The sequence below is a fragment of the Leifsonia sp. fls2-241-R2A-40a genome, assembly GCF_030209575.1.
Lineage (GTDB): Bacteria > Actinomycetota > Actinomycetes > Actinomycetales > Microbacteriaceae > Leifsonia.
The window spans coordinates 1,744,322-1,766,923 of sequence record NZ_JARVRS010000001.1; the positions used below are offsets into that span (position 1 = coordinate 1,744,322).

19 protein-coding genes and 1 pseudogene are annotated in these 22,602 nt (G+C 69.3%); 13 read left to right on the forward strand and 7 right to left on the reverse strand.

The window, feature by feature from the left end:
• Positions 1 to 261: 261 nt before the first annotated feature.
• The 4 genes and pseudogenes from QRN40_RS08800 to galU all read left to right on the forward strand — a co-directional run.
• On the forward strand, positions 262 to 1,830 hold the full coding sequence (locus tag QRN40_RS08800) for a glycosyltransferase family 2 protein (RefSeq protein WP_285115208.1): 1,569 nt from the start codon (positions 262 to 264) through the stop codon (positions 1,828 to 1,830).
• Positions 1,823 to 3,331, forward strand: a complete 1,509-nt coding sequence (locus QRN40_RS08805) for a glycosyl hydrolase (protein WP_285115210.1) — start codon at positions 1,823 to 1,825, stop codon at positions 3,329 to 3,331. Before QRN40_RS08800 ends, QRN40_RS08805 begins: the two co-directional genes overlap by 8 nt.
• A 21-nt stretch (positions 3,332 to 3,352) precedes the next feature.
• Positions 3,353 to 4,771, forward strand: a complete 1,419-nt coding sequence (locus tag QRN40_RS08810) for a UDP-glucose dehydrogenase family protein (protein ID WP_285115211.1) — start codon at positions 3,353 to 3,355, stop codon at positions 4,769 to 4,771.
• Positions 4,772 to 4,796: 25 nt separating this feature from the next.
• Positions 4,797 to 5,681: pseudogene (gene galU / locus QRN40_RS08815) on the forward strand (UTP--glucose-1-phosphate uridylyltransferase GalU); the annotation flags it as partial.
• Positions 5,682 to 6,058: 377 nt separating this feature from the next.
• On the opposite strand, the gene QRN40_RS08820 reads toward galU, so the two are convergent.
• From QRN40_RS08820 to QRN40_RS08830, 3 genes are read right to left on the reverse strand one after another with little or no spacing between them, the layout of a single operon-like run.
• Entirely contained in the window at positions 6,059 to 6,358 is a 300-nt protein-coding gene (locus QRN40_RS08820) for a hypothetical protein (RefSeq protein ID WP_285115212.1), read from the reverse strand.
• Positions 6,359 to 6,398: 40 nt separating this feature from the next.
• Positions 6,399 to 8,186 (reverse strand): glycoside hydrolase family 2 protein, encoded by a 1,788-nt coding sequence (locus tag QRN40_RS08825; protein WP_285115213.1) that lies wholly within the window; start codon positions 8,184 to 8,186, stop codon positions 6,399 to 6,401.
• A 50-nt stretch (positions 8,187 to 8,236) separates the two neighbouring features.
• The gene (locus QRN40_RS08830; protein WP_285115215.1) at positions 8,237 to 9,247 is read right to left on the reverse strand and encodes a LacI family DNA-binding transcriptional regulator; all 1,011 of its coding nucleotides are present in this window, start codon (positions 9,245 to 9,247) and stop codon (positions 8,237 to 8,239) included.
• 203 nt (positions 9,248 to 9,450) lie between these two features.
• Here QRN40_RS08830 and QRN40_RS08835 point away from each other — a divergent pair, with 203 nt between their 5' ends.
• The 6 genes from QRN40_RS08835 to QRN40_RS08860 are packed head-to-tail and all read left to right on the forward strand — an operon-like array spanning position 9,451 to position 15,372.
• Positions 9,451 to 10,764, forward strand: a complete 1,314-nt coding sequence (locus tag QRN40_RS08835) for an ABC transporter substrate-binding protein (RefSeq protein WP_285115216.1) — start codon at positions 9,451 to 9,453, stop codon at positions 10,762 to 10,764.
• Positions 10,757 to 11,740 (forward strand): carbohydrate ABC transporter permease, encoded by a 984-nt coding sequence (locus tag QRN40_RS08840; RefSeq protein ID WP_285115217.1) that lies wholly within the window; start codon positions 10,757 to 10,759, stop codon positions 11,738 to 11,740. The genes QRN40_RS08835 and QRN40_RS08840 overlap by 8 nt, the downstream gene beginning before the upstream one ends.
• Positions 11,737 to 12,630 (forward strand): carbohydrate ABC transporter permease, encoded by an 894-nt coding sequence (locus QRN40_RS08845; RefSeq protein ID WP_285115218.1) that lies wholly within the window; start codon positions 11,737 to 11,739, stop codon positions 12,628 to 12,630. The genes QRN40_RS08840 and QRN40_RS08845 overlap by 4 nt, the downstream gene beginning before the upstream one ends.
• Positions 12,627 to 13,586, forward strand: a complete 960-nt coding sequence (locus tag QRN40_RS08850) for a glycoside hydrolase family 43 protein (protein ID WP_285115219.1) — start codon at positions 12,627 to 12,629, stop codon at positions 13,584 to 13,586. The genes QRN40_RS08845 and QRN40_RS08850 overlap by 4 nt, the downstream gene beginning before the upstream one ends.
• The gene (locus QRN40_RS08855; protein ID WP_285115220.1) at positions 13,583 to 14,512 is read left to right on the forward strand and encodes a glycoside hydrolase family 43 protein; all 930 of its coding nucleotides are present in this window, start codon (positions 13,583 to 13,585) and stop codon (positions 14,510 to 14,512) included. The genes QRN40_RS08850 and QRN40_RS08855 overlap by 4 nt, the downstream gene beginning before the upstream one ends.
• Complete coding sequence (locus QRN40_RS08860; protein ID WP_285115221.1) at positions 14,509 to 15,372, forward strand: phytanoyl-CoA dioxygenase family protein; 864 nt, start codon at positions 14,509 to 14,511, stop codon at positions 15,370 to 15,372. Before QRN40_RS08855 ends, QRN40_RS08860 begins: the two co-directional genes overlap by 4 nt.
• 236 nt (positions 15,373 to 15,608) lie before the next feature.
• Here the strand turns inward: QRN40_RS08860 and QRN40_RS08865 are convergent, their stop codons facing one another.
• The 3 genes from QRN40_RS08865 to QRN40_RS08875 are packed head-to-tail and all read right to left on the reverse strand — an operon-like array spanning position 15,609 to position 18,855.
• Positions 15,609 to 16,679 (reverse strand): threonine aldolase family protein, encoded by a 1,071-nt coding sequence (locus tag QRN40_RS08865; protein ID WP_285115222.1) that lies wholly within the window; start codon positions 16,677 to 16,679, stop codon positions 15,609 to 15,611.
• Positions 16,676 to 17,398: an SDR family NAD(P)-dependent oxidoreductase gene (locus QRN40_RS08870; protein ID WP_285115223.1), complete on the reverse strand. Its 723-nt coding sequence runs from the start codon at positions 17,396 to 17,398 to the stop codon at positions 16,676 to 16,678. The genes QRN40_RS08865 and QRN40_RS08870 overlap by 4 nt, the downstream gene beginning before the upstream one ends.
• Complete coding sequence (locus QRN40_RS08875; RefSeq protein WP_285115224.1) at positions 17,395 to 18,855, reverse strand: DUF6421 family protein; 1,461 nt, start codon at positions 18,853 to 18,855, stop codon at positions 17,395 to 17,397. Before QRN40_RS08875 ends, QRN40_RS08870 begins: the two co-directional genes overlap by 4 nt.
• Before the next feature lie 166 nt (positions 18,856 to 19,021).
• Between QRN40_RS08875 and QRN40_RS08880 the strand changes: the two genes are divergently transcribed.
• The 3 genes from QRN40_RS08880 to QRN40_RS08890 all read left to right on the forward strand — a co-directional run bounded on the left by QRN40_RS08880 (position 19,022) and on the right by QRN40_RS08890 (position 22,248).
• Positions 19,022 to 19,834, forward strand: a complete 813-nt coding sequence (locus QRN40_RS08880) for a class I SAM-dependent methyltransferase (protein WP_502878906.1) — start codon at positions 19,022 to 19,024, stop codon at positions 19,832 to 19,834.
• 7 nt (positions 19,835 to 19,841) lie between these two features.
• Entirely contained in the window at positions 19,842 to 20,738 is an 897-nt protein-coding gene (locus QRN40_RS08885; RefSeq protein ID WP_285115225.1) for an SDR family NAD(P)-dependent oxidoreductase, read from the forward strand.
• 85 nt (positions 20,739 to 20,823) lie between these two features.
• Positions 20,824 to 22,248 carry an APC family permease gene (locus QRN40_RS08890; protein WP_285115226.1) on the forward strand — a complete coding sequence of 475 codons (1,425 nt, stop codon included), beginning with the start codon at positions 20,824 to 20,826 and terminating at the stop codon, positions 22,246 to 22,248.
• 18 nt (positions 22,249 to 22,266) lie between these two features.
• On the opposite strand, the gene QRN40_RS08895 is transcribed toward QRN40_RS08890, so the two are convergent.
• On the reverse strand, positions 22,267 to 22,518 hold the full coding sequence (locus tag QRN40_RS08895; protein WP_285115227.1) for a hypothetical protein: 252 nt from the start codon (positions 22,516 to 22,518) through the stop codon (positions 22,267 to 22,269).
• Positions 22,519 to 22,602 lie beyond the last annotated feature (84 nt).

The following is a 22,602-nucleotide window of genomic DNA, read 5'->3' on the forward strand; positions in this document are numbered from 1 at the left end:
GGCTGGGCGAATGCCACCCTGATCGGGACTTCTCCATTCGTCACCCGGGTCGGTCGGCGACGGTCGAAGCCGTCCGCCGAGTGTCCGCGTGTCTGCGGACACCCTCCAATGGGGGACGACGCGACACGCGGAAGACACCCGTTCCACCCCCACTTGCGGGTCGGTGCGTACCCCACGTAGAACTATCCACAACCCACCCGAACCCGACCAGATCCCCAGCGTTGCGGATGCCCACCCCACCCCACGTGAGAGGTCCCGTCCGTGTTCATCTTTCTGTTACAGCTCCGCCACATGCTCGGCGGGCACCCGGAGTTCTACCTCTTCGCGATCTACTCAGCTCTCATCTGGGTCATCTGGATCGTGAAGGTCCTGATGTCGCGCCGCTACCGCGCGTACACCGGCGAATTCCACGGGACGACCAGCGTCGTCGTCCCCGTGGTCGACGAGCCGCTCGACCTGTTCCGCGACGTGCTCGGCCGCATGGTCGAGCAGAAGCCGGGCGAGATCATCGTCGTGATCAACGGCGCCCCCAACCCGGAGCTCGCGGAGGTCTGCGAGGAGTTCGCGCCCCTGGTGCGCTGGGTGCACACGCCCATCCCGGGCAAGCGCAACGCCGTCATGATCGGCACGAAGATGTCGACCGGTGAGATCACCGTGCTGGTCGACTCCGACACGATCTGGACCGACGGGACGCTGGCCGAACTCGTCAAGCCGTTCGCCGACCAGCGCGTCGGCGGCGTGACGACGAAGCAGCGCATCCTCGAGCCGACCCGCAGCTGGATCACCCGCTGGGCGGACTGGCTGGAGAACTCCCGCGCCCTCTACTCGATGCCCGCGCAGAGCGTCGTCGGGCAGATCGGCTGCCTCCCGGGCCGCACCATCGCCTTCCGCCGCTCGATCCTGATGCGGGTCATGGACAAGTTCATGACCGAGAAGTTCCTCGGGGTCTTCCTCGAGGTGTCGGACGACCGTACGCTCACGAACCTCACCCTCAAGGAGGGCTACCGCACCGTCTACCAGCACACCAGCCTGGTCTACACGGATGCGCCCCTCAAGGTGAAGAAGCTGTTCAAGCAGCAGCTCCGCTGGGCGCGCGGCAGCCAGTACAACACGATGCGGATGCTCCCGTGGATGCTCGGCCACGCGCCGCTGCTGGCCTTCTTCTTCGTGATGGACATCCTGCTCCCGTTCATGCTCGCGGGAGTGATCGGCGGCTGGATCTACCGGTCGATCACCGGCGGTGGCTACAACTTCTACGAGGGCTTCCTGAAGTCCTACGGGATCGAGGGCGGCATCCTGACGGTTGTCGCGCTGATGGTCGCCTCCTCGGTGATCAGCATGTCGATCCGCCAGATCCGCCACCTCTCCGAGAAGCCGAGCGACTTCTTCCGGCTGCCGGTGTTCATCATCGTCTCGACGTTCTTCCTCATGCCGATCCGCCTGCTCGGGTTCTTCCGCATGGCGCATGCGAGTGGATGGGGCACCCGCGCCGGCGCCTACGCCGGCGGTCCCGCCGAGATCAGCTCCGAGGCGGAGATCGCGGCGCACGCCTCCGGTACGGCCGAGTCGGACGTCTTGCCGGCGTCCGGTCCCGTTCTCCCTGACTCCGTGGGCGGAATGACCACCGCCACAGCGCTCGCGACCCGCACGCAGCTGGCCACCCGCACCGAGGTCACCACCCGGACCGAGGTCACCACTCGCGCCCAGGCCAAGGCCGCATCCACCCCGTCCGTGACCAAGAAGGCGCGACGCCGGCTGAACCCGCTCGCCGCCATCCCGTACCTGATCGGTATCGCGATCCTGACCCTGGAGGCTCTCTTCCTTGTCTGACCAGACCGCCCCCACCCGGGCCGCCGTGTGGTGGTCCCAGTCCAAAGCGCGATCGCAGGCGACAGCAGCCGCCGCGATCGTCCTCACCGCCGTGCTCGTCGGCATCTCCGCCTACGTGTGGGTCTCCCCGACCGGAGCGCCGCTGCGCAAGGCGGTCGACCAGGCCGCCGAGGTGGTGACGCCGTTCGCCGCCCAGAACGCCGAACTCAAGCGCAACCTCGACCGCGCGACCGCCACCATCGCCTCTCAGAAGGGCAAGCTGACGGCGATGGAGAAGGCCAGCCTGGCCTCCCAGGCGGCCACGGCGAAGCAGCTCGCCACCGCGCAGCAGAAGGCCTCGGCCGCGCAGAGCCAGCTCGCCAGCGTCCAGGCGCAGCTCTCCGCCGCGCAGGCCAAGGGCGCCTCGGGCTCGCACGCCTCGGGTTCCACCGCTGCCGGGTCCAGCCATTCCGCCACCGGCTCCGGCTCGTCGGGGAACGGCAGCGGCGGCGGCGGAAGCGCGCCCGCACCCATCACCGCCCCGGCCCGCGCCGACCTCGTCGCACCGGCCAAGCGCTACTACGGCATGTACACCGAGCAGGCTCCCTTCAACTGGGCCACCTTCGACGCCACCAGCGCCAAGGTGGGCGTCTCGCCCAACATGGTCGGCTACTTCAGCGGCTGGGATGAGAACTTCCGCGCCAACGCGGTGACCCGCTCCTGGCAGCAGGGCCGCCTCCCGCTGCTGACCTGGGAATCGCGCCCGATCGGCGACGCGAACAACGTCGTGAACTCCCCGGAGTACTCGCTGCCCAAGATCATCGACGGCAAATTCGACACCTACCTGCACCAGTACGCCAAGGACATCGTGGCCACCGGGCTCCCGCTCGCGATCCGTCTCGACCACGAGATGAACGGCAACTGGTACCCGTGGTCCGAGAGCGACGGGAACGGCGGCACGATCAACGGCAACAACCCCGGCGACTACGTGAAGATGTGGCAGCACGTGCACGACATCTTCCAGCAGGAGGGCGCCAACGACCTCGTGATCTGGGACTGGTCCCCGAACATCGTCAACAAGCTGTCGCCGTCACTGCGGTCGGAGGAGTACCTCCGCTCGCTGTACCCGGGGGACGCGTACGTCGACTGGGTCGGTCTCTCCGGCTACCTGCGCCCGCCGTACCGGGCGGACCAGCAGTACACGTTCGACTACACGTTCAAGACCAGCCTCGACATGCTGCGCTCGATCGCCAAGAAGCCCATCCTGCTCTCGGAGGTCGGAGCCTCGGAGATCGGCGGCCACAAGGCGACCTGGGTGAGCTCGTTCTTCGAGTCGCTCGGCCGTCCCGAGAACTCGGACATCATCGGCTTCAGCTGGTTCAACCTCGCCATCACGAGCTACGTGCAGGGGGAGCGCGCCACGAACGACTGGCGCATCGACTCCCGCTCCGACTCGCTCTCCGCGTTCATCGCCGGCCTCACCAGACCTGAGGACGACTTCGAGCTCACTCCCGCTCCCTAACGACCGGAAAGGACGATCATCATGACCGCTCCCAAGAAGACCCAGACCCCGCAGGCGGCCGAAGGCCGGCCCGCTCCCCGCATCAGCGTCATCGGCACCGGCTACCTCGGCGCCACCCACGCGGCCGCCATGGCCGAGCTCGGCTTCGACGTCGTCGGCGTCGATACCGACCCCCGCAAGGTCGAGGAGCTGAAGGAGGGACGCGCGCCGTTCTTCGAGCCCGGCCTGCCGGAGCTCATCCGCCGGAACGTCGCCGCCGGCCGGCTCACCTTCACGACCGATCTCGCGGAGGCCGTCGCCGTCTCGGACGTGCACTTCATCTGCGTCGGCACGCCCCAGCAGTCGGGCTCGTTCGCCGCGAACCTCTCCTACGTGGAGGCTGCGGCGCGCGGGGTCGCCGAGAACCTGACCCACGACGGTCTCATCGTCGGAAAGTCCACCGTCCCGGTCGGGACCGGCGCCCGCCTCCGTGCGATCGTCGCCGACGTGGTCCCCGCCGGGATCGATGTCGAGGTGGTCTGGAACCCCGAGTTCTTGCGCGAGGGCAAGGCCGTCGAGGACACGCTGTCTCCCGACCGGCTCGTCTTCGGCGGCACGTCCGCTGCGGCGGAGGCGACCCTGCGCCGCGTCTACGAGAAGCCGATCGCCGAGGGCACGCCCGTGCTCGTCGCCGACCTGCCGACCGCCGAGCTGGTGAAGGTCAGCGCGAACGCGTTCCTCGCCACCAAGATCTCGTTCATCAACGCGATCGCGGAGGTGTGCGACGCGGCCGGGGCGGATGTCTCGCTCCTCGCTGACGCACTCGGTCACGACAAGCGGATCGGACGGCAGTTCCTCAACGCCGGCCTCGGCTTCGGCGGCGGCTGCCTCCCGAAGGACATCCGCGCACTCATGCACCGCTCGAACGAGCTCGGCGCGCACGGCGCTGTCGGTCTGCTGCAGCAGGTCGACGAGATCAACATGGGCCGACGGCAGCGGGTGATCGACCTGGCGCTGAAGGCGCTCGGCGGCTCCGTGCTGAACCGCCGGATCGGCGTGCTCGGCGCCGCGTTCAAGCCGCACACGGATGACGTGCGCGACTCCCCGGCGCTGAACGTCGCGGCGGCCCTGCACCTGCGCGGTGCTCAGGTGGTCGTCTACGACCCGCAGGCCCGGGCGACCGCGCAGCGCCTGTTCCCGACGCTCGGCTACGCGGACTCGATGGAGGAGGCGCTCACCGGCGCCGACCTGACGGTCGTGCTCACCGAGTGGGACGAGTTCACCACCGCCGACCCGGCCGCCCTGCGCGACATCGTCAGCGGCCGCAGCGTGATCGACGGCCGCAACTGCCTCGACGCGACGGCGTGGAGCCGCGCCGGCTGGAGCGTCTACGCCATGGGCACCGTGCCCGAGGTGGCGCCGCTGGCCGACGACCTCGCCGCCCTCGCCCCCGTCCGCTGAACCCCGTCGACCTCAGGAGAGAACCATGACCAGTTATGTGACCAAAGCGGTCATCCCCGCCGCCGGGTTGGGGACGCGCTTCCTCCCGGCCACCAAGGCCATGCCCAAGGAGATGCTCCCGGTGGTGGACAAGCCGGCCATCCAGTACGTCGTCGAGGAGGCCGTGACCTCCGGTCTCAACGATGTGCTGTTGGTGACCGGCCGCAACAAGAACGCCCTCGAGAACCACTTCGACCGCAACGCGGAGCTGGAGGACGCCCTCGCCAAGAAGGGCGACATGGACCGGCTCCTCAAGGTCAGCTACTCGACCTCGCTCGCCGAGATGCACTACGTCCGCCAGGGCGACCCGAAGGGCCTCGGCCACGCGGTGCTCCGCGCCAAGATGCACATCGGGCACGAGCCGTTCGCCGTGCTCCTCGGCGACGACATCATCGACGCACGCGACCCGCTGCTGTCCCGGATGCTGGAGGTGCAGCACGCCCTGAACACCACGGTCGTCGCCCTCATGGAGGTGCCGCCCGAGTCCATCCACCTGTACGGCGCCGCCGCGGTGGTCGAGACGGACGATGACGACGTGGTGCGGATCACGGGCCTGGTCGAGAAGCCCAGCCGCGAGAACGCGCCGTCGAACTACGCCGTGATCGGCCGCTATGTGCTCCGTCCGGAGATCTTCGACATCCTGGAGAAGACGGAGCCGGGCAAGGGCGGCGAGATCCAGCTGACGGATGCGCTGCAGGGCCTCGCGACCGCGCCGGCCTGGACCGGTGGTGTGCACGGCGTGATCTTCCGCGGACGCAGGTACGACACCGGCGACCGGCTGGACTACCTGAAGGCCATCGTGCAGATGGCCGTCGCCCGCGAAGACCTCGGCCCGGACCTCCTGCCCTGGCTGAAGGAGTTCGCGACGACCGCCGGCCCGGCGGAGACCGCGCCCATCCCGACGTTCCCCGCGATGCCGGCGCCCGCGGCGGTGCCGGTGGTGGCGGTGGCTGTGGCGGTGTCCTCGGCTTCGCCGTCCGCGGCCGCATCGTCGTCGGCCGACGTCGCTGCGAAGCCGAAGCCCGCGAAGGCCACTCCGGCGAAGCCGGCCGCCGACGTCGAGGCCCCACCCCGAGAACTCGTCCCGACCGCGGGCGCCTGAACGCGGTCCGCGCGGGAGGCGACCCCCTCAACCCCCACGCCCCCCGCGCGGACCGCTCCGGTCCGCCCGTACCGCGGTACGTAGGAGATCCCGGGACGGTTATCCGACGGAAGCGGCCGCGTCTCCTACGTTGGTCGCCGCGTCCGTCAGCCCAGTCCCAGCCGCTTGAGCGTGTGGCTCTCGGTGTGGCACGCATCCGTCTCGATCTCGTCGATCGCGATCGGGATGCTCGGGCCGACGGCCAGCCACACGAAACCGTCGCGGTGCGTCAGCGGAACGAGGTCCGTCGTGCCGTCCCGCAGCAGCGTCCGCACCCGCTTCAGCAGCGCGTATCCCTCGGCCGGTTTCGTCACGTACGTCTTCCGGCGGTAGTGGATGACGTGGGCGACGGTCTTCGGGCTGGCGCCGGCGGGGACGTCCAGGTCGGCGGTGGTGCTCTCGGTCATGGGATGCACGGTACGCCGCGGCCGCTCCCGTCGACAGCGCTCACGCTCCGAAGATCGTCCGCAGCTCCTCGATCGGCGCCTTCGGGCGGCGGTCCTCGAACACGAGCCCGTTCGTCTCCTGACCGGTGTCGGCGAGCTGCGTGTAGCAGTAGCCGGCCAGCGGAGCGGACGAACGCACGGCGCCGACGAGGGCGCGCAGTCGCTCCACCAGGTCGGCCTGGCTCGTGGCGGTGGAGTAGCCCCACGCGTCGGCCGGACCGTTCTCGGTGTACGAGATGCCGCCGAACTCGGTCAGCATGATCGGCGCGTCGAGCCGCTGCTCGCCGTCGACGATCAGGCGGCGGCCCGGGAGGGTGAACGGCGCAGCGAGGATGCCCTCGCGGTTCGCGTACCGTTCGCGCACCCGCTCCGGGTCGTGGTCGTAGTCGTGGATCGACAGGATGTCGGACGCCGCGTGCTCCCACCCGTCGTTCGAGATGACCGGCCGGCTCGGGTCCACCGTCTTCGTCAGGTGCACCAGCGCCTTCGCGTACGACACCATCCGCGGGTCGTGCGCGATGTGCTGCACACCCCAACTCTCGTTGAGCGGCACCCAGGTGACGATCGAGGGATGCGACCGGTCGCGGTCGAGCACGGCCGACCATTCCGTCACGCTGCGCCGGATCGCCTCCGGGCTGAAGGCGTAGGCGGCGGGCGCCTCGCCCCAGGCCAGCAGGCCGAGTTTGTCGGCCCAGAACAGGAACCGCGGGTCCTCGTACTTCTGGTGGAGACGCGTGGCGTTGAAGCCCAGGTCGAGGATGAGCTGCGCCTCGGCGCGGAGCGCATCGGCGCTCGGCGCGGCCGAGTGCGACTCGGGCCAGTAGCCCTGGTTGAGCACCGAGCGCAGGTAGAGCGGGCGGTCGTTGAGCAGGAAGCGGCCGCCCTCGACCGCCACTGAGCGGAGACCGAAGTACGACGTGACCACGTCGCCCGCACCGCGGGGAGTGAGGAGGCTCACCGTGGCATCGAGAAGGGTCGGGTGCGAGGGCGACCACAGCAGCTCCTCGTAGGCCTGCCCGTTGGTCTGGCGGTGGATGCGGAACGGCACCTCCGCCTCGCGCCCGGCGATCGTCGTCTCGACGCTCGCCAGTGTTTCGGAGCCCAGCGCGACCGTGATCCGCACCGTGGAGCCGGCCGGCGCCGGGCGGCTCAGACGCAGCTGGGCGGTCACCTCGCCGGCCGGCACATCGGTGAGCCAGTGCAGCTGCACGACGCGGACGTCCGCGGCGGCCTCGAGCCAGACGGGCTGCCAGATGCCGGTGGTCCGGTGGTACCAGATCGAGTGCGGGTGGTTCCGCCAGTCCTGCTTGCCCCGCGGCTGCGCGACGTCGGCCGGGTCGTCCTCGGCGCGGACGGTGACGGAGAAGTCGCCGTCGCCGACGAGGTCGGTGATGTCGAGCGAGAACGGGGTGGACCCGCCCTCGTGACGGCCGGCCGAGCGGCCCTCCACCCAGACCTCGCACGAGTGGTCGACCGCGCCGAAGTTCAGGATGAGGCGCTCACCCGACGGGAGCTCGTCCCGCAACACGGTGCGCTGGTACCAGACGACGGGATGGAAGCCGGTGTCGCCGACACCGGACGCCTCCGACTCGAACGGGAAGGGCACCTGGATGACGCCGCTCAGCGCGCCGGACCGCTCCCAGTGCTCCCCGCGGCCGCGGTCCTCGTCGTCGAACGCGAACGTCCACGGGCCGGACAGGTCGAGCCAGTCCGCCCGCACGAGCTGCGGCCGCGGGTAGCGGCCGTCCTGGGCGGTTGCCGCATCCACGCGGCGTTCCTCGGTGAGCATCCCCTCAGCATGCCCGATCCGTGCAGCGCTGTAAAGTCGGAAAATCCCGCTCAGGGCAGCGCGGGGGCGCTCTCCCGGGTGACCAGCGAGAACGGCGCCAGTTCGTGGCGCCCCATGCCGTCGAAGCCGTCGATGCGTTCGAGCAGCATCTCCACCGCTCGCGACGCCAGGCCGCGCATGTCGGGGGCGACGGACGTGAGCGACGGGTAGGTGACGGCCGTCATCGGGGTGTTGTCCCATCCCGTCACGGCGACGTCGTCGGGCACGTGGATGCCGCGCTCCTGCAGGGCGCGGAGCGCACCGATCGCCGCGAGGTCGTCGCGGCAGACCAGGCCGTCGAAGCGCAGGCCGTCGTCGAGTGCGGCCCCGACCGCCCGCACGGCGTTCCCGGCGGAGACCGCGACGCTGGAGATCAGCAATTCGGGCTCGGGCGTCAGCCCGGCCTCCTCGAGCGCCTGCTGGTAGCCCGCGATGCGGAGCTTCGAGGTGCGCGTCGGACGCGAGCTCTCGTGCCCGGCGAAGGCGATCCGCTTGCGGCCCTGCGCCAGCAGGTGCTCGGTTGCGGTGCGGGCTGCCTCCACATTGTCGATCATGATGCGGTCGACGGTCAGCGGGGCCGCGTTCTCGCCGAGGACGACCAGCGGGATGTCCGTGCGCGTCTGCGCCAGCTCCGACGAGTTCATGACGCTCGGCTGGAAGATCATGCCGTCGACCAGGCCCGACTCGCCGGCCTGGACGACGGCCCGTTCGCCCTCGATCGTGCCTTCGGTCTGCTCGAGCAGGACCCGGTAGCCGCGGCGTTCCGCCTCGTCGGCGACGACGCGGGCGAGCTCGGCGAAGTAGGGGAGCGTCACGTCGGCGAATGCGAGCGCGAGGAGGCCCGTACGGCCCGTGGCGAGACGGCGGCCCATGATGTTGGGGCGGTAGCCCAGTTCGTCGATCGCGCGCTGTACGCGCTCGCGCATCGCCGGGCTGACATGGGCGTAATTGCGGACGACATTGGAGACCGTCTTCATGGAGACGCCGGCGTGCTCGGCCACATCCTGGAGCCTGACTGCCATGGTGCCTCCTTCCCTGTCCGTCGGAGCGTTGCTCGCGGGGTCACTCTACAGTGGGCTGGGCACCGCGGCATCGGCTGGGTTGACATGCCATGTGCAGCGCTGTAAATTCACGGGACATGCCGCGTGTACCGGCTCCAGCACCATCGATCACGTTCTTGCCACAGCGGAGAGCGCGTGAACGGACCACTCAAGGGAGAGATCACATGAAGAAGCGATTCGCCGCACGCGCGATCGCGCTGGCCGTCACAGCGGGCCTCGGCCTCGCGCTGACGGCCTGCGGAAGCAGCGCCGGGTCGGGAGGCGCCGAAGTCGCCTCGGGCGACTACACCGGACCCAAGGTCAACATCAGCTTCTGGAACGGCTGGACGGGCGGCGCGGCCCCCGTGCTGGTCCCGAAGCTGATCGACAAGTTCAACTCCGAGCACAAGAACATCGTGGTCAAGGACGTTCCGATGGAGTGGGCGGACATCGCCCGCAAGATGCCGCTCGCGGTCAAGGCGGGCAAGGGCCCGGACGTCGCGGTCGGCCACGGCGACGACATCGCCACCTACGCGGCTCAGGGGCTCGTCCTCAAGTCGGACAGCATCGTCAAGTCGCTCGGCTACAAGGCCAGCGACTTCCCGGAGGGCCTGCTCGACGCAGGCAAGTACAACGGCGGCCAGTACGCCGTGCCGTGGAGCGTCACCCCGCTCGGCCTGTACGTCAACAAGGACGTCATGCAGTCGGCCGGCCTCGACCCCAACGCGATCCCGCAGGACCAGGAGTCGTACCTCGCCGCGCTCGACAAGCTGAAGGCGGCGGGCGTCCAGGGCGAATGGGTCGACGGCTACGTCTTCACCGGCACCTTCGAGTTCGAGAGCCTGCTGTGGCAGTACGGCGGCGACCTCTTCAACAAGGACGTCAGCAAGGCGACCTTCAACTCCGACGCCGGCGTCAAGGCGCTGACCTGGATGACCGACCTGATCAAGAAGGGCTACAGCCCGGCGAACGTCGCTCAGGACGGCAACATCAACGCACTCATCGCCGGCAAGACCGCCTTCAACTGGAACGGCGTCTGGCAGACCACGAACACCGCGTTCGACAAGCTGAAGTGGCAGGCCGTGGCCGTGCCGCAGATCGGCGACCAGAAGGCCGTCTGGTCCAGCTCCACCCACTGGATGTTCATGAACAACAAGGGGCAGGACAAGAACAAGACCGCTGCCGCCGCGACCTTCGTCAAGTGGATGAACGACAACTCGGCCGACTGGCCGCAGACCGGTGAGCTCCCCGCCAAGAACTCGGTCCGCGAGGACCCGAAGCTGGTGCAGGACTACCCGAACCTGAAGCCGTTCCTCGACGAGCTGCAGTACGCCCACTACGAGCCGATCGCCCCCGGGATCACCACGGTGGAGGCCACCATCACCACCGCCGTGAACGAGGCCGTGACCGGCAAGAAGTCGCCGAAGCAGGCGCTGGACGACGCAGCCGCGAAGGCCGACACCCTGCTGAAGCAGAACAAAGCGAAGTACGGTGACTGACACCACTTCGATCGTGGCGCCCCGGGAGACCGGGGCGCCACGCCCGTCCCGTTCCGGCAGAGGAGCCGGCCGGCGCCCGGGTGCGCCGCGCCGCACGGGCATCGCCTACCTGTTCCTGGCACCGTTCCTCGTGCTGTTCATCGTGTTCGTGCTGGCTCCCGCCGTCTTCGGCCTGTGGATCAGCCTCACGAACTGGAGCCCGTTCCGGGCCACCCAGAAGTTCATCGGGCTGCAGAACTACCTCGACCTGTTCACTCCCGATAGCGCGACCTCCGGCGACTTCTGGCAGTCGATGGCCGCGACCGGCATCTTCACACTGGCGAGCGTGCCGTTCCTGCTGCTCATTCCGCTGCTGGTCGCGGTGCTGCTGAACCAGAAGATCCGCGCCGGCTCATTCTTCCGCGGCGTCTTCTTCGCCCCGTACGTGCTCGGCGTCGCCGTCATCAGCGTGATCTGGAAGTACCTGCTCGACACCCAGGCCGGCATCATCAACCACCTGCTCGGGATGCTCGGCCTGCCGGACAACCTGCCGTGGACCGTCGACGTGCCGTGGGTGTGGGTCACCCTGGCCGGCGTCACGGTCTGGTGGACCATGGGCTTCAACACCGTGATCATTCTCGCCGGGCTCAAGGGCATCAGCCCCGACCTCTACGAGGCCGCAGCGCTCGACGGCGCGGGCCCCTGGCGCCAGTTCATCAGCGTCACGCTCCCGGGCCTCCGCCAGGTCATGACCTTCGTCATCACAATCACGATCCTGGCGAGCGCCAATATGTTCGGTCAGTCGTTCCTGATCACCAAGGGCGGCCCGGGCAACACGACCCGCACGGCGATCATGTACATCGCCGACCAGGGCCTGTCGCAGAACAACCTGGCCGCGGCGGCAGCGATGAGCTACGTGCTCTTCGCCTTCCTCGCGATCATCAGCATCATCAACTTCCGCCTGCAGCGGGAGCGCGCAGAGAAGAACATGCCATGACGACCACGACCGCTCCCGAGAAGACCGCGACGACGCGGAACATCCGCGCCCGTCGTAAGCCGACGCCGCAGGCCTCGCTCCGGAAGACGATGCTCTACGCCGTGCTCATCGTGCTGGCGCTGGCCGTCATCCTGCCGCTGGCGTGGATCCTGCTGACGTCGTTCAAGACGGACGGCGACGCCATCCGCAACCCGTACTCCGCCTTCCCCAACCCGTTCTCGACCGAGGCGTACACCACGCTCGCGAGCGGGCAGCAGCCCGTTTTCCGCTGGTTCCTGAACAGCCTCGCGGCGGCCGCGCTGCAGACGGTGATAATCCTGGTCACCGCCTCGATGGCGGCCTACGCGCTGGCCCGCCTGGAGTTCTGGGGCAAGCGGATCGTCTTCGGCCTGATCATCTCGACGCTGCTGGTGCCGCCGGTGATCTTCCTGATCCCGAACTACCTCATCGTGCAGAACCTCGGCTGGCTCGACACCATCTGGGCGATCACGATCCCGGGAGCCGCGAGCGCCTTCGGCGTGTTCTTCCTGCGCCAGTTCTTCGTGGGGCTGCCGGCCGAGATCGAGGAGGCCGCGCGCATCGACGGCGCGGGGGACTTCCGCATCTTCCTGCAGATCGTCCTCCCGCTCGCCCGGCCGGCTCTTGCGACCCTCGCCGTGCTGAGCTTCCTGGCGAACTGGAACGACTTCCTGTGGCCGGTCTACGTGCTGCTCAGCCCGGAGAACCTCACGCTGCAGCCGGGTCTGTCCCAGCTGCAGGGCGCCTACTCCACCCACTACGCCATCGTCATGGCGGGCGCGGTCATCGCGTCGGTGCCGGTGCTCATCCTGTTCTTCTTCGCGCAGAAGCAGATCGTGGAGAGCGTCGCCACCAGCGGGGTCAAGGGATGACCGTCCGCCGGGCAGCCGCCGCGATCGGCGCCGCGTTCGCGCTCGCTGCCGGTCTCGTCGGCTGCTCGGCGGGATCCGGCCCCAGCGCGGAGCCGTCGCCGTCGATCGCGCCGTTCCAGATCGACAGCGACTTCCCCGACCCCGGCGCGCTCGTCGTCGGCGACCGGGTCTACGCGTACGCCACGAACACCCCGGCGCTGAACGTGCAGGTCGCGACCAGTGGCGACATGAAGACCTGGAAGATGAGCGACCAGGATGCGCTGCCGACGCTGCCGTCGTGGGCGCTGCCGGGCAAGACCTGGGCTCCGGGGCCGGCGAAGCTCGCCGACGACCGGTTCGCGCTCTACTTCACGGCATCGGATGCCGCGAGCAGGTACCAGTGCATCGGCGTCGCCTTCGCCGACAAGCCCGAGGGTCCGTTCGCGTCGACCGCCGACAAGCCGCTGGTCTGCCCGGTCGAGGAGGGCGGGGCGATCGATGCCAGCGTCACCTCGGACGCCGACGGCCAGCGCTACCTGGTGTGGAAGTGCGGCTACGACACCTGGATCCACGTCCAGCCGCTCTCGGCCGACGGCGCCTCGCTCACGGGCGAGCCGACGAAGCTGATCAAGCAGACCGAGTCGTGGGAGGGAACGCTCGTAGAGGCGCCGGTGATCGTCCGGCACGGCGACGAGTACGTGCTCCTCTACTCCGCGAACGACTACTCCAACTCCTCCTACGTGACGGGCGTCGCGACGGCCAAGAGCCTGCTCGGCCCCTACACGAAGTCCACGAAGCCGCTGCTGTCGACGCCCGGCTCCGAAGGCCGCTACCTGGGGCCCGGCGGGGAGGACCTGGTGACGTTCCGCGGCAGGGACTGGATGCTCTTCCACTCCTGGGACGAGGCGTTCGCCTACCGCGGGATGCACGCCGTCCCGGTCACCTGGCGGAACGGGCTCCCGGAGCTGTCGTCGTGACGGACACCGCCGTGCGCGTGACGCGCCACTGGGGTCCGGTCTGGGAGGGGTACTTCGCCGACCCGTTCGTCCTGCGCCTGGCGGACGGCGGCTACGTCGCCTACGGCACGCACCCGGGCAGCGATGGCGACCGGGTGTTCGAGGCGCTCGTCTCCGACGACCTCGTCGGGTGGGAGTCGGCCGGCGCGGTGCTCGAGCGCGTGCCCGACCAGCTCGGCGACGACTACTGGGCGCCCGAGGTGGCCGAGGTCGACGGCGCCTACTGGATGTACTACTCGGTCGGGCGCGGGATCGAGGGGCACCATCTGCGCGTCGCCCGTGCCGACGCCTCGACCGGACCGTTCCGCGACCTCGGCGTCGATCTGACGCCGGACGAGCTGTTCGCCATCGACGCGCACCCGTTCCGCGATGCGGACGGACGCTGGTACCTCTTCTTCGCCCGGGACGTGCTCGACCACGAGCGACCCGGCACGCACCTCGCCGTCGCCCCGCTGGATGCCGGAATGGCGTCCCTCGCCGGCCCGGTCGTCCCCGTGCTCGCGCCGAACGCCGATTGGCAGCTCTACGAGCGCGACCGCCTCATCCACGGCCGCCGCTTCGACTGGCACACCCTCGAGGGCCCCGCGGTCGTCGAGCGTGACGGACGCTACTGGCTGACCTACTCGGGCGGTGCCTGGACCGGTCCCGGCTACGCGGTCGGCGTCGCCACCGCCGAGCACCCCCTCGGACCCTGGTCGCACGTCGACCAGCCGGCCCTGCTCCGCAGCGGCGGCGATCTGCGGGGTCCCGGCCACAACTCCCTCACCGTCGCGCCGGACGGCACGGACATCATCGCGTTCCACTCCTGGGACGCCGACGAGACTGCGCGGCGCCTGCACCTGGGCTCGCTGCGGATCGAAGACACCGAGAAGGAGAGAGCATCATGAGCGACGACGTGCCCCGCGCGACCCCGTCGATCCCGGACACCGCCGGGCTGGAGCCGGAGATTCGGGAGGCCGTCACCGCTCTGTACACCGACGGCACGGTCGGCATGAAGGGCGCCTTCACCCCGGAATGGGCCGACCGCCTCCGCGAGGACATCGAGGTCGCCTTCGACGACGCGCTGCAGCGTCCCGGCGGCGCCGTCGGCCGGGGCACGAAGCGGTACTACGTCGAGATCCACCCGGAGCAGATGCGCGGGTGGCTGGAGCTCGTCGACCACCCGTGGGTCCGCGGGGTCTGCGAGGCCGTGCTCGGCCCGGACTACCAGATCATCGAGCTCGGCTTCGACGTCCCCGGCCCTGGCGCGAAGGATCAGCCGTGGCACCGCGACTTCCCGATGCCGGACGAGACGAAGCAGACCGGGCGTCTCACCTCGCTCGCGTTCAACCTGACCGCGGTCGACACCGAGGCGGACATGGGGCCGTTCGAGATCGCGCCGGGGACCCAGTGGGACCTGCCCGTCGGCTTCGAGCACGAGATGTTCCCGGACTCGAGCCTCTACCCGCGCTTCCTCGAGCGCGCCGTGCGCAAGTATCCGCAGCGCGGCGACATCTCCGCGCGCTCGGCGCTGACGCTGCACCGCGGCACGGAGAACACCTCCCAGAAGTCGCGTCCCGTCCTGGTGCTCGGCGTGGATGCGCCGGGCGCGGGCAACGCGGAGCATCACGACATGCAGGTCACCCACGGGTTCTACGACGCGCTCCCGGAGCGGGTCAAGCGCCACCTGGTGTGCCCGGTGGTGGATGAGCTCACGCCGATCACGCAGAAGCACACGATCGAGGGCCTGATGATGGGCGACGCCTGAAGCCATCGCGGCGGCCGCGCATTTCCCGTCCGTGCATTTCCCGTTAAACCCACGATGCCGGGCTATGGGAAGACTAGGGTTTCTTCACACGGCCCGGCATACGTTCGGGGTTACTCCGGATGGATATTCGGGTTCCTCCGGCGCTCTTCGAGACTACACGAAAGTGCCCGTTGTGTCGGTCGTTTGGAGGACATCTTTGTACCCCGGCCTGCCCCCAGTTTGAGGGGCACGGGCTCCTACGCCTTCAGCTCCTGGGTGAGCGCCGCGACGAACGCGTCGATGTCGTCCTCCGTCGTGTCGAAGGCGCACATCCAGCGGACCTCGTTGTTGGCCGCATCCCAGTCGTAGAAGCGGAAGTGCTCGCGCAGGCGGTCGGCGACGCCGGACGGCAGCGTGGCGAAGACGCCGTTGGCCTCCGTCTTCTGGCTGAAGCCGACTCCCTCGATGCTGCCGTCGGCGATGCCCGCCTCGAGAGCAGTGCGCAGCCGGGTCGCCATCGCGTTGGCGTGCGACGCGGACCGCAGGTACAGGTCGTCGGTGAGCAGGGCGATCAGCTGAGCCGAGATGAAGCGCATCTTGGAGGCGAGCTGCATGTTCAGCTTCCGGAGGTACACCAGACCTTCGGACGCCTTGGGGTTGAGCACCGCGACGGCCTCGCCGTACAGCATCCCGTTCTTCGTGCCGCCGAAGCTGAGCACGTCGACGCCCGCGTCCGTCGTGAACGCCCGCAGCGGCACTCCGAGCGTGGCCGCGGCGTTCGAGATGCGGGAGCCGTCCATGTGGAGCTTCATCCCCAGCTTGTGCACGTGATCGGCGATCGCGCGGATCTCCTCGACCGTGTACGCCGTGCCCAGCTCGGTGGTCTGCGTGATCGAGACGACGAGCGGCTGCGCGCGGTGCTCGTCTCCCCATCCCCACGCCTCGCGGTCGATGAGCTCGGGAGTGAGCTTGCCGTCCGGGGTCTCGACCTGCAGCAGCTTGATGCCGGCGACCTTCTCGGGCGCCCCGGCCTCGTCCGTGTTGATGTGCGCGGTCTTCGCGCAGACCACGGCACCCCACCGCGGGAGCATCGACTGCAGGCCGACCACGTTCGCGCCGGTGCCGTTGAAGACGGGGTAGACCTCGACGCCCTCGCCGAAGTGCTCGGCGAACACCTCGTGCAGGCGGGCGGTGTAGACGTCCTCGCCGTAGGCGATCTGGTGGCCGTTGTTGGCCGCCGCGATCGCGTCGAGGATCTCGGGATGCACGCCGGCGTAGTTGTCGGAGGCGAAACCGCGGAGGGCGAGGTCGTGGAGTTGAAGCGTCACCCGTCCATCCTCTCAGGCTCCAGCGGCAGGCGACGGCCGTTGACCGTCGCAGCGTCCTGTTCCCACAGCCGGACGACGTCGTCGCCGAGCTGCGACTCGAGGCCCTCCAGCGCCTTCACCACGAAGATCGCGGCGGCGGACTGCGGCGCCTGCTTGCTGAAGCCCTGCGCGATCGCGCGCACCCAGGCGTCGGCCGCCGCCTTGGCCGCGGCGTAGTTCGCGCCGCCCGGGAACGGCTTCTCCACCGAGGTCGACGACACGACGGCGAGACGCCCGGCAGGGGACGCGACCAGGTCGTCGAAGAAGACGCGGGTGGTGTTCCGGAGGGTGCGGAAGCCGCGCTCCAGGAAGTCCCAGTCCTCGTCGCTCTGCCCGGCGAGGCCGCCGCCGCCGCGCCAGCCTCCGACGAGGTGGATGAGGCCGTCCACCCGGCCGGACTCCGAGTGGACGCGCGCGGCGAGCTCGGCCACCGCATCCCGATCGGCGAGGTCGCAGGCGTACGTCTGGACGCCGGGCACGGCGGCCTCGAGCGTGGCCAGCGCCTCCTGCCGGGTGCCGACCGCGACGACCGAAGCACCGGCGGCCACGAGAGCGCGCGCGACGGCTTCGCCGGAGGCGCTGGTGGCGCCTGCGATCAGGACGAGCCGTCCGGCCACGCCCGACGGCCCGGACTCCGAGGAGGTCCGGGCCGCCGGGTGCGCCGTGGGGGCGTCGGTCATGCCGCGTCCGCGGGCGCCGCGTCCGTGGTGCCGGTGATGCCGGCCGTCGACTCGATGACGGCGGTCATCTTCTTGTTCAGCGCCTCGTAGAACATCGACAGCGGGAACTCGTCGTCCAGCACCTGGTCGGTGTAGCCCTTCGGCGGACCGGAGAGCACCTCGTCCGAGAGTCCGCGCGCCCAGTTGGAGGCGGGATGCGGCGTCAGCGTCCGCGTGAGCATCTCGTAGGCGGCCAGCCAGTGCGCCACCTTCGGCCGGTCGATCGAACGCCAGTACAGCTCGTTGATCTGGTCGCTGAGGGCGATCACGACGTCCGGGACGTTCTCCCAGTCGATGGTGAGCTGGGTGTCGGTCCAGTGCAGGACGTTGTGCTGGTGCATCCACGCGAACAGGAGCTGTCCGCCGAGGCCGTCGTAGTTGCGCACGCGGCTGCCGGTGATCGCGAACCGGAAGATCCGGTCGAAGATCACCGCGTACTGCACCAGATGGGCGTGGTCGCGGATCTCGCGCTGCGCCTCCGACAGCTCGCTGTCCGGCAGGGCGCTGAGCTCGCGCTCGAGCTTCACCGACTCGCGGAACGCGGTCAGGTCGCACCGCAGCTCCTCCAGCGAGTAGAGGAAGAACGGCATCCGCTGCTTGATCATGAACGGATCGAACGGCAGGTCGCCGCGCATGTGGCTGCGGTCGTGGATGATGTCCCACATCACGAAGGTCTCCTCCGTGAGGTGCTGGTCGTCCAGCATTGCGGCGGCGTCCGCCGGCAGCTCCAGCTTGGTGATCTCGGCGGCCGCGCGGACGACACGGCGGTAGCGCGCCGCCTCGCGGTCCTGGAAGATCGCACCCCAGGTGAACGAGGGGATCTCGCGCATCGCGACCGTCTCGGGGAACAGCACGGCCGAGTTGGTGTCGTAGCCGGGCGTGAAGTCGACGAAGCGGAGGGCGACGAAGAGCTTGTTGCCGTACTCGCCGGCCTCCAGCTCCGCCACGAACTCCGGCCAGATGACCTCGACCAGCACGGCCTCGATCAGGCGGTTCGAGCTGCCGTTCTGCGTGTACATCGGGAAGACGACCAGGTGGCCCAGCCCATCCTCGCGGTGCTGCTGCGGCTGGAACTCGTTCAGGGCGTCGAGGAAGTCAGGGACCCCGAAGCCTTGATCGGCCCAGCGGCCGAAGTCGCGCCGGAGCGCGGCCAGGTACGACGCGTCGTGCGGGAACGCCGGTGCGAGTGCGGCGATCGAGTCGACGATGGTGCGGACGTGCTCGGCGGCGTCGGGTCGGTCGGACTCCTGCTCGACCGAGCCGTCCTTCACCTGAAGCGCCTGCAGTGCGACGGCGGCCTCCTTGAGGCGCAGCCAGGCGGGATCGTTCGCCACCTCGCGAACGGGCCGGCCGTCCTCGACGACCTCGGGCTCCCCGACAATGGCGTCTGAAGTGAAGTTCTGGACGAATTGAGACATGACGAACCTCCCGTCGCTGGTCGGCCGCTCGCACGCGGCAGTGTGATGGATGTGACGAGCCTATCCGGGGATCGCAAGCGTTTTGTTGTCCATTCCGGCGGAAAACTGCGCGAGCGCTCGACGAGACGCAGGGAATCGCCGGTACGTCGCGGGGTACCGTGGCGGCGTGGATACGGAAGCGCGCGCCGCCGCTATACCCCCCTTCGACGAGCTCATCGCACTGGGCGAGCAGGTGGACGTCTCGGGCTGGGACTTCTCGTGGCTCGACGGCCGCGCGACCGAGGAGCGGCCGCCATGGCGGTACTCGCGGCAGCTCGCGGCACGCCTGGCGACCGCGACGGCGTCGCTGGATGTGCAGACCGGAGGCGGCGAGGTGCTGTCGCAGGCGGAGGTCTTCCCGCCCACCGCCGTGGCAACGGAGTCCTGGCCGCCGAACGTCGCGAAGGCGACCCGGCTGCTCCATCCGCGTGGCGTGGTCGTCGTGGCCGATCCTGACGAGCCGCCGCTCCCGTTCGCGGATGACGCGTTCGATCTCGTCACGAGTCGCCACCCGGCGACGATCTGGTGGGATGAGCTCTTCCGCGTGCTGAGCCCGGGCGGCTGCTACTTCGCGCAGCACGTCGGTCCGGCCAGTGCGTTCGAGCTGATCGAGTTCTTCCTCGGGCCGCTTCCCGAGGCCCGGCGCGGACGTCATCACGACGACGAGGTCGCCGCGGCCGAACGCGCCGGATTCGAGCTGGTCGACCTCCGGACCGCGCGGACGCGCATCGAGATCTACGACATCGCCGCCGTGGTCTACCTGCTGCGCAAGGTGATCTGGTGGGTTCCGGGCTTCACGGTCGATGCGTACCGCGACCGGCTCCGCGAGCTGGATGCGCAGCTCCGGCGCGACGGCGTGTTCGTCGCGACCTCGAGCCGGCACCTGATCGAGCTGCGGAAGCCGGCCACTGCTCCCCACTCGGCCGACCCGCTGCGATGATGGACTCATGGCGAGAACGGTCCGGGGCGCACGTGTACTGATCACCGGCGCGGCCTCGGGGATGGGCCGCCTCTACGCCGAGCGCGCGGTGCTCGAGGGTGCGCGCGCTGTGGTGCTGTGGGATCGCGACGAGGCGGCGCTGACGGAGCTGACGCACCGGCTGCGGCGCGAGATCCTCGCCGGGCGCACCGCCGCCGCCTGGGGCGCACCGCCGAAGTCGCCCAGTTCGTCCGTGGGCCGGCCCGCGACGAGCGTCCTCCCGTACGTCGTCGACCTCTCAGAACTCGGTGCCATCGCCCAGAGCGCGCAGGCCGTCCGCAAGGAGCTCGGCGGCGTCGACGTGCTCATCAACAACGCCGGGATCGTGCGCGGCAAGTTCTTCTGGGAGCACGACAACGGCGAGGACACCCGGACGACCATGCAGGTGAACGCACTCGCGCCGATGTACGTCACGCGTGAGTTCCTGTCCGGGATGCTGGAGAGCGCGCGCGAGGCCCGGATCGTCAACATCGCCTCCGCCGCGGGCACCATCGCGAACCCGCGCATGAGCGTCTACGCCGCAAGCAAGTGGGCGCTCATCGGCTGGAGCGACAGCGTCCGGCTCGAGCTCGAGCGCCAGGGGTTCGGGCACGTGAAGGTCACCACCGTCGCACCGAGCTACATCGACACCGGGATGTTCGAGGGCGCTCGCGGACCGCTGCTCACCCCGGTGATGACGCCGGAGTACGTGGTGGACCGGGTGTGGCGGGCGATGCTCGCGGGCCGTCCGATGCTGATGCTTCCCTGGACGGTCGGACTCGCCAAGACGCTGCGCGGCATCCTCCCCACCCGGGCCTGGGACGCCGTGGCCGGGCGGGTCTTCGGCGTGTACGACTCGATGGACGAGTTCACCGGCCGGCAGTGATCGCGGCGGAGGGCTCCCTTTTCTGAGAGAACTCACATACAGTGGCTCCCCAGTGACGTCGAAGTGACGTCGAAGGGAGCCGATCGTGAGCGATCCGTCGTGGACCCAGGTGGTCAAGACCGTCGAGCCGGAGCAGCCGGAGCTCAAACGGGCCCTCGGTCCGGGGCTGCTGCTCCTCTTCATCGTGGGCGACATCCTCGGAACCGGCGTCTACGCCCTGACGGGCCAGGTCGCCGCGGAGGTCGGCGGAGCGGCGTGGCTCCCCTTCCTGCTCGCGTTCGCCGTGGCGACGGTCACCGCGTTCTCGTACCTGGAGCTGGTGACGAAGTACCCGCAGGCCGCGGGCGCGGCGCTGTACACGCACAAGGCGTTCGGCATCCACTTCTTCACGTTCATCGTCTGCTTCGTGGTGATGACCTCGGGCATCACGTCGGCGTCGACGGCGTCGCGGGCGTTCGCCGTCAATCTGACGCTCGGCTTCGGCATCCCGGACGACAACCTGACCACGCTGCTGATCGCGCTGGCGTTCATCGTGCTGATCATGCTGGTGAACCTCCGCGGCGTGACGGAGAGCGTCTGGCTCAACGTGGTGCTCACCCTCGTAGAGCTGTCCGGCCTGCTGCTCGTGATCTTCATCGGGATGTGGGCGATCTTCGGCGGCAACGCCGACTGGTCGCGGGTGGTCGCGTTCGAGACGCCCGAGGACAAGAGCGTGCTGCTGGCGGTCAGCACGGCGACCTCGCTGGCGTTCTTCGCCATGGTCGGCTTCGAGGACTCGGTCAACATGGCCGAGGAGACGAAGGATCCGAGCCGCATCTTCCCGAAGATGATGCTCAGCGGACTCGGCATCGCCGCGGTCATCTACGTGCTGGTGTCGATCACGGTCGTCGCGCTGGTCCCGATCGGTCAGCTCGCCGGAAGCGAGGCCCCGCTGGTCACGGCTGTCGAAGCGGCTGCGCCGGGCTTCCCCATCAACGACCTGCTTCCGTTCATCTCGATGTTCGCCGTCGCCAACACGGCGCTGATCAACATGATGATGGCGAGCCGGCTCCTCTACGGCATGAGCCGGCAGAAGGTGCTGCCGCCGTTCCTCTCCAAGGTGTCGGAGAAGCGCCGGACCCCGTGGGCGGCCATCCTGTTCACTTCAGCGCTCGCCGTCGGCCTCATCGGCTATGTCTCGCTCGACCCGAAGGGATCGATCGTCGCCCTGCTCGGCGGCACGACATCCCTGCTGCTGCTGGCGGTGTTCGCGGTGGTCAACGTCGCGGTTCTCGTGCTGCGGAAGCAGCCGGTCGACCACAAGCACTTCCGCTCGCCGACCGTGCTGCCGATCGTGGGCGCGCTGACGTGCCTGTACCTGGTGTTCCCGTGGACGTCGGGCCGCCCGGCCGGGCAGTACTCGATCGCCCTCGGGCTGCTGGCCATCGGCGTGCTGCTCTGGGTCGTCGAGCGCATCTACGCCGCAGCCGCGAAGCGCCGTGAGGAGCGCTCCGCGTCGCAGGTCCGTTAGCGAGCGGCCGGCGGCGGGTCAGCCGTCGCCGCGGCGGTGCCCGGGGTCGCCTCGTTCGACGATCGTCGCCGGGTCGAGGTCGTCCTCGGGCGGGACCGGGATGTCGCCCACGTCGTCGGGGCCTCCGGTGCCCGGGCGGACCGCGGCACCGGTGGACTCGTCCTGCTTCGCCTCGGTCTCGCGCTCGCTGGACGGGCTGTAGGAGCGGTCCTTCGCCGTCTGGTCGGCGTCGCTCCGGTGTTCGTCGGGTGCGTCGGCTGCTGCATTCATTGCGAGGACGGTACGCGCACAACCCGAGCCGCCCAAGCCCCTGACCGCCGGGCCGTGCGGGTGTTGCGTTGTGCCACACGAACA

Excerpts from the sequence above, each read along its gene's own strand:
- QRN40_RS08810 (WP_285115211.1), top strand. The coding sequence starts at position 3,353 with ATGACCGCTCCCAAGAAGACCCAGACCCCGCAGGCGGCCGAAGGCCGG.
- QRN40_RS08820 (WP_285115212.1), bottom strand. The coding sequence starts at position 6,358 with ATGACCGAGAGCACCACCGCCGACCTGGACGTCCCCGCCGGCGCCAGC.
- QRN40_RS08825 (WP_285115213.1), bottom strand. The coding sequence starts at position 8,186 with ATGCTCACCGAGGAACGCCGCGTGGATGCGGCAACCGCCCAGGACGGC.
- QRN40_RS08830 (WP_285115215.1), bottom strand. The coding sequence starts at position 9,247 with ATGGCAGTCAGGCTCCAGGATGTGGCCGAGCACGCCGGCGTCTCCATG.
- QRN40_RS08835 (WP_285115216.1), top strand. The coding sequence starts at position 9,451 with ATGAAGAAGCGATTCGCCGCACGCGCGATCGCGCTGGCCGTCACAGCG.
- QRN40_RS08845 (WP_285115218.1), top strand. The coding sequence starts at position 11,737 with ATGACGACCACGACCGCTCCCGAGAAGACCGCGACGACGCGGAACATC.
- QRN40_RS08850 (WP_285115219.1), top strand. The coding sequence starts at position 12,627 with ATGACCGTCCGCCGGGCAGCCGCCGCGATCGGCGCCGCGTTCGCGCTC.
- QRN40_RS08860 (WP_285115221.1), top strand. The coding sequence starts at position 14,509 with ATGAGCGACGACGTGCCCCGCGCGACCCCGTCGATCCCGGACACCGCC.
- QRN40_RS08870 (WP_285115223.1), bottom strand. The coding sequence starts at position 17,398 with ATGACCGACGCCCCCACGGCGCACCCGGCGGCCCGGACCTCCTCGGAG.
- QRN40_RS08875 (WP_285115224.1), bottom strand. The coding sequence starts at position 18,855 with ATGTCTCAATTCGTCCAGAACTTCACTTCAGACGCCATTGTCGGGGAG.
- QRN40_RS08885 (WP_285115225.1), top strand. The coding sequence starts at position 19,842 with ATGGCGAGAACGGTCCGGGGCGCACGTGTACTGATCACCGGCGCGGCC.
- QRN40_RS08895 (WP_285115227.1), bottom strand. The coding sequence starts at position 22,518 with ATGAATGCAGCAGCCGACGCACCCGACGAACACCGGAGCGACGCCGAC.